The sequence below is a fragment of the Microcoleus sp. PH2017_09_SFU_O_A genome (assembly GCF_020738625.1).
Lineage (GTDB): Bacteria > Cyanobacteriota > Cyanobacteriia > Cyanobacteriales > Microcoleaceae > Microcoleus.
In genome coordinates, this window is record NZ_JAEQCF010000080.1 from 1 (window position 1) to 10,483 (window position 10,483).

Annotated in this window: 8 protein-coding genes and 1 pseudogene; 6 read left to right on the top strand and 3 right to left on the bottom strand. The window is 45.6% G+C overall.

Going from position 1 to position 10,483, the window contains the following annotated elements; genetic code table 11:
• Positions 1 to 230: 230 nt before the first annotated feature.
• Positions 231 to 635 (top strand): annotated as a pseudogene (locus JGK16_RS25290) (transposase); the annotation flags it as partial.
• A gap of 156 nt (positions 636 to 791) precedes the next feature.
• Here the strand turns inward: JGK16_RS25290 and JGK16_RS25295 are convergent.
• Entirely contained in the window at positions 792 to 2,945 is a 2,154-nt protein-coding gene (locus JGK16_RS25295) for a flotillin family protein (RefSeq protein WP_293193159.1), read from the bottom strand.
• 240 nt (positions 2,946 to 3,185) lie between these two features.
• On the opposite strand from JGK16_RS25295, the gene JGK16_RS25300 reads away from it, so the two are divergent.
• Both JGK16_RS25300 and JGK16_RS25305 read left to right on the top strand, forming a co-directional pair.
• The gene (locus JGK16_RS25300) at positions 3,186 to 3,527 is read left to right on the top strand and encodes a DUF433 domain-containing protein (RefSeq protein ID WP_293185394.1); all 342 of its coding nucleotides are present in this window, start codon (positions 3,186 to 3,188) and stop codon (positions 3,525 to 3,527) included.
• Positions 3,528 to 3,530: 3 nt separating this feature from the next.
• Entirely contained in the window at positions 3,531 to 3,872 is a 342-nt protein-coding gene (locus JGK16_RS25305) for a DUF5615 family PIN-like protein (protein ID WP_293185393.1), read from the top strand.
• Between the two features lie 124 nt (positions 3,873 to 3,996).
• Here the strand turns inward: JGK16_RS25305 and JGK16_RS25310 are convergent, their stop codons facing one another.
• Together JGK16_RS25310 and JGK16_RS25315 are read right to left on the bottom strand one after the other, a co-directional pair.
• A complete protein-coding gene (locus JGK16_RS25310) occupies positions 3,997 to 6,348 on the bottom strand; it encodes a PhoX family phosphatase (protein ID WP_293193160.1) in 2,352 nt (783 codons plus the stop codon).
• 254 nt (positions 6,349 to 6,602) lie between these two features.
• The gene (locus JGK16_RS25315) at positions 6,603 to 7,070 is read right to left on the bottom strand and encodes a hypothetical protein (protein ID WP_293185391.1); all 468 of its coding nucleotides are present in this window, start codon (positions 7,068 to 7,070) and stop codon (positions 6,603 to 6,605) included.
• A 158-nt stretch (positions 7,071 to 7,228) separates the two neighbouring features.
• Here JGK16_RS25315 and folK point away from each other — a divergent pair, with 158 nt between their 5' ends.
• From folK to JGK16_RS25330, 3 genes are all read left to right on the top strand, one after another.
• Positions 7,229 to 7,717 carry a 2-amino-4-hydroxy-6-hydroxymethyldihydropteridine diphosphokinase gene (gene folK, locus JGK16_RS25320; RefSeq protein ID WP_293185390.1) on the top strand — a complete coding sequence of 163 codons (489 nt, stop codon included), beginning with the start codon at positions 7,229 to 7,231 and terminating at the stop codon, positions 7,715 to 7,717.
• Between the two features lie 202 nt (positions 7,718 to 7,919).
• The gene (locus JGK16_RS25325; protein ID WP_293193171.1) at positions 7,920 to 8,468 is read left to right on the top strand and encodes an NUDIX hydrolase; all 549 of its coding nucleotides are present in this window, start codon (positions 7,920 to 7,922) and stop codon (positions 8,466 to 8,468) included.
• A gap of 280 nt (positions 8,469 to 8,748) precedes the next feature.
• On the top strand, positions 8,749 to 10,200 hold the full coding sequence (locus JGK16_RS25330; protein ID WP_293193161.1) for an FAD-binding domain-containing protein: 1,452 nt from the start codon (positions 8,749 to 8,751) through the stop codon (positions 10,198 to 10,200).
• Positions 10,201 to 10,483 lie beyond the last annotated feature (283 nt).

Consider the following 10,483-nt stretch of genomic DNA (forward strand, 5'->3'; position numbering starts at 1 on the left):
CTTTTGTCTTTTTCAGATAAAGACTGATGATGTTGGAGCATTAAAGCAGTAATTTCGTCTGAGTAATACATAAATTATGTTAGGATAAATGATTCAAATCAACAAATCATGGGCGACATAAGAATAACCAAGTAGGTATACTATTTGACATCCATACCGAAACATGAACCTATTCATATTCACTCATTTATTTATTATACATCGCTGATGTTATTAAATTTTCATTCCTTAGTTGGGATAATTTCAACGAATCAGGAGACTTAAAGACACAAGTAGAAGCATTTAAACGATTCACCGGATTTTACCCTGAATCAATTCATGTAGATCGGATATATCGAACGGAAGAAAATAGAATTTGGTGCAAATAACTCGGCATCAGAATGAGCGGTGTCCGTCTAGGAAGACCTCCCAAAGATCTGAGCAAATCAATAAAAAAACAAGCTCAATCAGACGAGAGAATTCGTAACTTAATTGAGGGAAGATTTGGAGAAGCTAAAAGAAGATTTAGCCTCGGTAGAGTGATGGCTAAACTTAATAATACTTCTGAAACAAGTATCGCTATAAATTTTCTGGTGATGAATCTTTCTGCCCAGAAGAAGGCAGGCTTTTTGGCTTTTTTTCTGTCTATTTCATAACAAAAACCTTTTTGGATATTTTTGGGCTCCAATCATTGGTAAAAGCTATGTTTCGTCATCATAAAATTGACAAAACTTATATTGCCGAGGCGATCTCGAATTGACTTATCTTTCTCAATGCTGTTTTCTGACTTTTTCAGCAAGCCCTACATACCTTTATGAATTGTCAAATGGCAATTCATCAAACAGCGAATCAATATCACTATCCGAATTCGCAACAGGGGGCGAATTAGGGCGAGATTCCGGGGACTTAACAGAATTCACCTTTGCTACAGGTAACTTGGCCACAGATTCAGATTTTTGTAACTTAACTACAGGTAACTCCCCGCCATTTTCGCCATTTTTCCCCGTTTGATTCCACATCATCATTCCCAGTAAACCGTCAACCAAACCGCCGCCGCTACCGTTGCCGCTAACCGCAACATCCGGTACAACTCGCACATGACTGTCACCGATAATTTGCATTAACTGCAAAGCCGTATAACCGGAACCGCCCAAAGCCACAACACCCGCGCGATAAGCTTCAGCTTGAGCATTTCCTTTCACTCGAATAGATTCAGCTTCGCCTTGAGCTTGTTTCACCTGAGAATTCGCTTTTAACTCAGAAATCATCACACCTTGTTCCGATTTCACCATCTCTTGCTGGATCTCAGCTAAAGCAGTTTCCCGCACCAATTGTTGTCGCTGAGTTTGTGCTATTTGCTGCACGTCATAAGTCTTGCATTGTTCCTCTGCAATTTTGCGATCGGTTTGAGTTTGCATCAACTCTGCGGGTGGCAAAATATCCCCGATCAAAGTATCAATTGCTTGCACGTCGTAGGTACGCAAAGCTGCTTTGATATACTCGGCTGCTTCCGCTTGCCGATCGCTCCGGGCGGAGAGAAAATCTAACACAGAATAAGATTGAGCCGAATTGCGGAAATAATTGCCGATTGTCGGCTGCAAAACGTGGTCAACTAAGTTCTGCATCGAACCGACGCGAGAGATGACTTTCGGAGCATCTAAAGCGCCGACGTGAATGATTTGAGCTACTTCTAAATCGAAGGCAAAACCATCTCTAGAACGTACTGTTAAAGATGAAAGTTGAGAATCGTAACTGTGTCTTTCTATTTTGCTCGACCAATTCAAAACAATATTGGTAGTTGGTACTAATTCTACTTTCAAAATGCGAGTGTTCAGCGGATGTTTGCCCGGATAAAGCGGAGTTACCCACACCCCTTTATTCCCGACATTTACTAAGTTGCCGTGAGTGAAAGCAGCGCCGCTGACATCTTCCGAGGTTTGACCCACATAGGAAATCACGGCGCCGACATAGCCGATCGGGATTTCGGTCATCGGCACTTGGTCAACCCCGACAAACCAAGGATTTAAGTTCCACGAACCGGAAAGCAAAACCTGTTCCTGCAAACCGCGCCGCCCGCCAGCAGTGATAAATTTTTGCGAGTTTTGGAAGTTGTCATGATTCGGAACGATCGGGCCGGCAATTTCGCCATCTTGAATCGGAACGCCGTCATAAGTGGTGACAATTCCTACTTTATCCGGGGCAATCGTGTACAGTTTTAACTGTTCGGCTGTCATCCCGTGTTTGGGAGAATTTGCTGCTGTAATTACGGTAAACAATGCCGTGTTAATTCGATAGCTGCCACCAGTCAAAATTCCGAGTTGTCTCCCTTTTTCGCCGCCGCCTTTGAGGAATTTGCGAGCATCTTGAAAATTGTCGCATTCTGTGATTTTGCCGAGAATGCGCTGCGGTGGATTTGACTCGCCGCCTGCTGCGATCACCAGACCAATTTCGCCTTGGGGAACTATCGTCAGAGATTCTTTGCGAACGTTGTACTGCAAAGGCCAATAACCCCAATGCCAACCGGGGGGTAAAGTATCAGCTTGATATCCAGCTTCTCCGTTTAAGGCAATTAAATCGCCTGGGGGTAAAGACTTGCCGCCAAAGCTAAACTTTTTACTGACAATTCCGACTTCGCGATCGCCAATTACGACTAATCCGCCAAAAAATAGCGGTAGCACTAGAATAACTATCATACCGCCGATCGCGATCGGGATAAATCCACCCCCATCGAGCTGCATTCTCTGCACGGGAACAGTGGTACGCAACTGCCCTAGCTGCAACCTAGAATCAGGTTTTGCTGCTAGCTGAGTCGAGGTTTGTGTTAGGGGGATATCGCCAGCAGCCGTTACTGGCGAGGGTTTCAAAGTGGTAATTGCACTGAGAGCTAAAGATGCAGAAACAGCGGCTGCTAAATGTTTTAAAACCCGAATGTTGAGTTGAGATTTAGGCAAAAGTGAATAAAGCATTTTTTTCATACAAGCTGTAGAGTCTTATTACATCCAGCTTAGCCTTGATTCCAAAGTGGGTACATAAAACTTATTGAAATTCTGCGGTTATTTTTGTGCGAAAACAGGTTTTCCAGTCAATACAGACTGTTTGATAATACCAGCCGATCGCTTGACTCTCGGGCGATCGCTCTTTTTTAAGATGACTTTCTTAAAAGTTGTTTGATAAGATAGAAAGTAACCGCAATTCTATTGTTTGCCATGACGCTGAAAGAATTAGAGCCTCAATTGCTGGCACTCTCTGACGACGAAAAAGCTCAAGTGGTTCAACTGCTATCCCAAGGGAAAATTAGTCCTTGGCGCGGTATTGAAAAAACGCCTGGTGTTTGTGGTGGCAGTGCCTGCATTGCTGGAACTCGCATCACCGTTTGGGGGCTTGTAGAAGCTCGTCGGATTGGCTATAGCGAAGCCGATTTACTCACAAGCTATTTATCGCTATCTGCTACTGATATTGCCAACGCTTGGGCTTATGCTGAAGCCTTTCCCGATGAAATCGAAACCGAAATTCGGGAAAACGATGAAGTCATGTACGAGGATTTGTAGCAGATGGCACGTCTCTATGCCGATGAGCAATACCCCTATCCTGTTGTAGAATTACTGCGAGCTTTAGGTCACGATATTTTGACTGTCCAAGAAGCAGGCAGAGCTAATCAAGGAATTCCTGACTCGGATGTTTTAGCTTTTGCCAGTAGCGAAAAACGTGCCGTGATTACTGAAAACCGTAAAGATTTCTTTCGGTTGCATCGCATACAGCCCCTTCATGCTGGCATTATCGCCTGTACGAACGATCGCAATTGGGAAGCGCTGGCTAACCGAATCAATGCGGCTATTACAGCAGCAGAATCTTTGGAAGGTAAACTGATTCGTGTTGTTCGTCCTGCTGTGTGACGGTAGTTACTAATTTGTAGGGTGCGTCGCTGAGAAAAGAAACCGGGTTTTTATCGAATCTGTCGGCTGCGACGACATATCTGGGCAAAAACCCGGTTTCTAGGGCTTCACGCGCAAGTCCTATTTAAACAAATTGACCGCTTGTCGTCGATCGCACGCGGCGAATCCCAATCACCGAAGGCATCGGCGATCGGCGCCTGTCATTCTCAATATTACTCGGCCACAAACTGCCGCGAGCAACAGTCCGAGTTTGATTGAAAACAGCACCACTCAAATCCAACATTTCAATTTGGCGGCTGAGTACAGTACCATCATCGATCGGGCAATCTTCCCCCGGATGCTGCACCGCAACTACTAGGGTATCTCCGATAAAAGTCGGCCCAGTGATTTCGCATCGGTTCGGGCCTTGAGCAAAAGGAATTACAGTTCCTGCATTCGGGCCGTTCGTTGGAATGTAAAACAGCCAATTGTTGCCAAAAACACCAGTAAACTCCGACACATTACCCGTCTTTTTGTGGTCGATCGTCGCTTGTTTTGCCGCAGCACCGACATCAAAACCATTGTGCGTGCTAGTAGACATATCGGTGACACCCCAAATATTACCTTGAGTGTCAAAAGCCAAATTGTCTACACTAGCAAATCCCGCCCCAGCTACTGCACCGGCCTCTCCACCTTGAGCAAAACGCTGCCAGCGGAAAGTCAAACCCGCACCGTCGGAACTATCTTCAATAATTTTGTAAATTCCTCCAGACTGCTGGGTGCTATTGAGCGCGGCAGTGTATTTAGCAACAGTAAAAATGCGAGAATCTGGATAACCGTCGCTACCCGGTGCGGCGTCAGTATAAGCAATGAAAACTTCCTTGGTAGTAGGATTAATTTCCAAATCTTCCGGTCGCGCCGTCGGAGTGCCACCAATTAAATTAGCAGCTAAAAAGGCATCAACTAAAACTGCACCTTGGCTGGTATAGAAATTAGCCAGACTTTTATTTCTGTAGCCAGCAAGTGTTGTTGCTTCATTAGTTATATCCGCTACAAATGAACCACCATCTTCAGTTTGACCTGCAATTCCGGCGCGTTTGGGTAAGCGAGTATTAGCATCTCTTTGAGCTTTGCCAAAACTTGCTAATTCCGCTTCGCCAAGTTTACTAGGACGTATCGGATTCGTCGGGCTATTTAATGCTAGTGGCAACCATCTTCCAGCACCGTTACGGTTGTATTGGGCGACGTATAAAGTGCCATCTTCAAACAAGCGGCTGTTGCTTTTATCTGCGGGATTGGTGACAGTACCGTTGCTAACAAATTTCCAGGTGTGTCCGCCGCGCCGATCGTCTCCCATGTACACTACTAACTTGCGGCCTGCTTCGGCGCGAATCGCGACGTTTTCGTGGCGGAAACGGCCTAAAGCGGTGTGTTTGCGGGGGCGGAAATTCGGATCTTGGAGATCGACTTCTACCATCCAGCCGTATTTTTCGCCGACTAAGCCGAATTCTTCGCCCGTCGTGCCCTTGGCGTAGCCCGTTTGGCCGCCGTTGGGTTTGACGTTTTCCTGAACTCCGACGAAGAATAGTTCGCTACCTTGGAAGTTTTCTTCGGCGGAGAGGATTGTTCCCCACGGGGTTGTGCCGCCGGAACAGTTGTAGGCTGTACCGACGATCCGGTTTCCGAGCCCGTCGCTGTTGACTTGGGCGAAGACTTGGGTGGCTGCGGGGCCCGTACCTGTGAGATATTTGTCGTCGCCTCGTCTGGTTCCCCAGGAGGTGACATCTTTGTATTTGTCCGCACGCTGGCTGTTGATTCCGAGGCCGGAAAGTCCGTGAATGCGTCGGTTGAGGGAATCGCGGGCGATCGCCCTAAAGCGTCCATCAGCTTGTTTGGTGATGCGGACGATCGATCCACCGAGATTGTATAGAAATTCGCCGAGGGTAGCGCGATTTTTTACGGATAAGTCTAAACCGAGGACAGCGCGATCGGTTGCGGGGAAAGATGCCACATCTGCCGGCGCTTCCGGTGCCACTTTCGACATCGGGAAGGATATGTATTCGTGGTTAACCCAGAGATAGCCATCGTCATTGCTGCCGCGAATCTCTACGAAGCCGGTGTAGTCGTTGTTGTAGCCAAAATAGTCTGCCGAATCGGGGAAAACTCGATCGCCCCAGCGAAGAATCACGTACCGTTCGTATTCCGGCGGGACAACCACATCGTCAACTACGTTGTAGCTGGTTAATCTAGTATTTTGCGAGGCCGCCATTACCGTACCCTGTCCGTTCAATGCAGTAGGCATAAAGCTCGACAATTCTTTATAAACTGGCAGTGGATGAGGTAGTCTTAACGGAGTGAAAGATAGAGGACTTAAGGCAGCTTCGGCCGAGGTGGAATTGATGCCGAATAGTTTTTCAGTGAGTTGAGGCGCAAGCACAGTCGTAGCTGCACTGCTACCGAAGAAAATTAACAGTTGTCGGCGAGTTATTTTAGACATAAATTCCTATTCAACCCAACATCCCTAATCATGATTTACCTAGAAATTTATCACTGTTAAATTAAGGGAAGTTAACCTTAAGGTTAATTAAAATTGGGAGATATTTAGGTTAACAAAAGGTTAACTGTTGTCTGTTAACTGTTGTCAGTAGTAACCAATAACCAGTAACCAATAACCAATAACCAATAACCAATAACCAATAACCAATGCCCCATGCCCCATGCCCCATGCCCCATGCCCCATGCCCAAATTCTTCAATCATCTCGAAAAGCCGGATCGTTTTGTCGGGATGCAGGCCGGCTGGGGGCGGGCACGTTAATAGTTTGCGATCGCCCTGAATTTCCCGACGAAATATAGCTATCTCTGAATCCCAGCAGGTATTGAGAATCAGCAAAATATCTAGTCCACTGTTCGATTCTCGAATCTTTCTGCCACTGGCTGCGGGATACTCTCGATCGCAAAACCGGAACTCTTTGTCGGCTGCGATCGGCTGTAATGATGATGGTAACTTCTGTTAACGCCGGATTTTCTTGAAACTCGCGGGCGATCGACAATGCGGCTAAATCTTCCGCCTGCTGAACTAAACCCGCGAAAGATTGACTATCGTCCGAATTTAAGGTAAGGTACGTTTCCTTAGCTTCTGCTAAACCGATCGATACACTTGTTGTTAAATTGATAGTTACTAGAATGACGGCAGACAAGAGGCGACGGTGCAAATTCATTAATCTTTCAACTAAATACTGACATTTGTCAATGATAATCAATAATAATTAACACTGAATTAAGCTGAGATTAAAATAATAAGGTCTACCCCGCGTTACTCAGAAAGTAACTAACAATAACCAATAACCAACAACCAATAACTAATAACCAATTCCCAATGAAATCAACAAAATGTGCGATCGCCCTTGGCAGCAATTTAGGCGACTCCCTCGCCACGCTCAAAAGCGCGATCGCAACTCTCAACAACACCCCCGGAATCGCCGTAAAATCCCATTCTAGCTGGTATCAAACCGCCCCCGTAGGGCCGCCGCAACCCGATTACATTAACGCCTGTGCCATCCTAGAAGTTACGCTACAACCACAACAATTGCTAGCAACTTTATTAGAAGTTGAAATAAAATTTAATCGGATTCGCCGCGAAAAATGGGGGCCGAGAACCCTCGACCTGGATTTGCTGCTGTACGATGATTTAATCCTAGAAACTCCGACACTGACTTTACCTCATCCCCGGATGACCCAAAGAGCTTTTGTATTAGTACCTTTGGTAGAAATTGCGCCGGATTGGGCGCATCCTGTGACGAAAAGTGCGATCGGCCAAATCCTGAAAACCGCAGACTGTTCCGGAGTGCAAAAAATGAAAGTGTAGAAAATGAGCAAAATTCAGGGCGGCGATCGCCTATGATGTCAAATCCGTTGGCATCGGAATTATGTAGTGCGAGCGTCCCGCTCGCGATTTGGGTAGCGAGCGGGACGCTCGCACTGACAGCATCCAAATTATTATTCCGATGCCACCGGAAACGATATCATGTCTTAAATCGGTGCAATCAAACATTATTCGCTTCTCACTTATGTCGATCGGTCAAGAACTACCCCAACTCCTCAAACAGCGCCTATTTTACCAAGGGCGCAAATTCAACTTTGATGTAGCCAGCCTCCGCCTTCCCAACGGTTCCGAAGGCGACTGGGAATGTATTCGCCACCCAGGCGGAGCACTAGCAGTTCCCGTTACCCCCGAAGGTAAACTCGTCTTGGTGCGACAATACCGCTTCGCCGCCAAAGGGCGGATTTTAGAATTTCCCGCAGGTACAGTCGAAATCAATGAAAACCCCGCCGAAACTATCAAACGGGAAATCGAAGAAGAAACCGGATATCGCGCCGGAAAATGGCGGGAATTAGGCAAATTCATGCTAGCACCCGGTTATTCTGACGAAATCATTTATGCTTTTTTAGCAGAAGATTTGGTCAAACTAGAACAGCCGCCAGAACAAGACGATGATGAAGACATGGAGACAGTTTTATTCACTCCAGAAGAATTAGAAAAAGCTATCTTAGCCGGGGAACCAATTGATGCGAAATCTATTTCTAGCTTCTTCTTAGCGCGTCCTTTTTTGACTTAAAGCAAAGTTGTTCAGTTGACAGTTGACAGTTGACAGTTGACAGTTGAGGAAGGAAGAGGATTGGAGTAATAAATAGTCTGATTTTAATTTATCCCGATCGGGGAGAGGCTTTCAACCAATTCTTTCTGGTAACCAGCCCCCGGATTCATTGATTCGCATCTTGAACCGGGGGAATGAGCGGGATAGAGACTATGAAAAGCTCTGCATTCTAACAATCCCCGGCTCGATCCGTGGGAGTCAATCTAAAATCTAAAATCTAAAATCTAAAATCTAAAATCGAATGTCTGATTTAATTTTATTTTGGCACCGTCGCGACTTGCGTATTTCTGACAACATTGGACTAGCAGCAGCACGCCAGCAAAGTCCGAAAGTAGTCGGGATTTTTTGTCTCGATCGCAATATACTCGATCGCGATGACGTAGCGCCAGCCAGAGTTACCTACATGATAGGTTGCTTGGAAAAACTCTCCTCACGTTACAGCGAAGCAGGCAGCCAATTACTAATAATTCAAGATGACCCGCGTATGGGAATACCGAAATTAGCCGCGGCACTTAATGCTAAAGCAGTATTTTGGAACAGAGATGTAGAACCCTATGCAAATGAGCGCGATATATCCGTATCAAACGCCCTCCAACAAGCAGGAATAAAAGTTAAAAATTTCTGGGATCAAGTTCTGCACGCCCCGGACGAAATACGGACTGGTACAGGGAATCCCTACACAGTTTATACACCATTTTGGAAAAAATGGAACAGCCAACCAAAAGCCCAAGCTGTAGAGACACTGCCGATAAATTATCCGCAATTAATGACGGGATTAACCGCAGAAGAACAAGAAATAGCCAACCAAACAGGTGCCATGAAAACACTGCCAACGGCCTTGAGTTTGGGATTCATTTGGGAAAATCCATTAGTAATAGAACCCGGAGAAGGTGCCGCGCAAAAAAAATTAGAAGAATTTTGCGAGAACGCTATTTACGAATATCAAGAACAGCGCAATTTCCCCGCAAATAAGGGTACATCAGAACTCAGCGCCGCCCTCAAATTTGGTGCAATAGGCATCCGCACTGTTTGGCAAGCTACCCAGATAGTAATGGACACTTGCCGCAGCGAAGAAGCCTGCACAAGTATCCGCACTTGGCAACAGGAAATAGCGTGGCGGGAATTTTACCAACACGCGATGTATAACTTCCCTGAATTAGCAGATGGCCCCTACCGTAAAGCATTCAAAGACTTTCCCTGGGAGAACGATGAAAAGCTGTTTCAAGCTTGGTGCAGGGGCAAAACTGGCTATCCAATTATTGATGCGGCAATGCGGCAGTTAAATCAAACAGGTTGGATGCACAATCGATGTCGGATGATAGTTGCTAGTTTCCTCACCAAAGATTTAATTATTAACTGGCAGTGGGGCGAAAAATACTTCATGCAAAAATTGATTGATGGCGACCTTTCTGCTAACAATGGCGGCTGGCAGTGGAGTGCATCGAGTGGCATGGATCCGAAACCTTTGCGAATATTCAATCCCGCCAGTCAAGCTCAAAAATTTGACCCGGAAGGGGAATATATTCGGCACTGGGTTCCAGAATTGCGCCGAGTGGATACTAAGCTTTTGCTAACTGGAAATATTTCGCCTATAGAACGTCGGCTGCTTCATTATCCAGATCCGATTGTAGATCACAATCAACAGCAGCGCAAGTTTAAGGAACTTTTTAAACAGCAAAAAATCGTTGAGTAAGTAGATGATTTTTTGTTTGTAGTGAGGACTTTAGTTTTTTTAATAGGTGTTCATTATTAGGTACGTTGTTGCGATTCAGCGCTCTTTATCTATCAATGAGGTTTACTTAAGATTGTCCTTCGAGAGGAACGAAGCAAACTGTATCTATTTTTCATAGAAGTTTCACGAGTAGCACTCTTAAGTGAACTGTATTGCTCTATATATAAGAAAGAGCGCTGAAGCGCAACTACGTACCTTTGACTACCAGTTTTCAGTTAACTGTATTGCTCTATATATAAGAAAG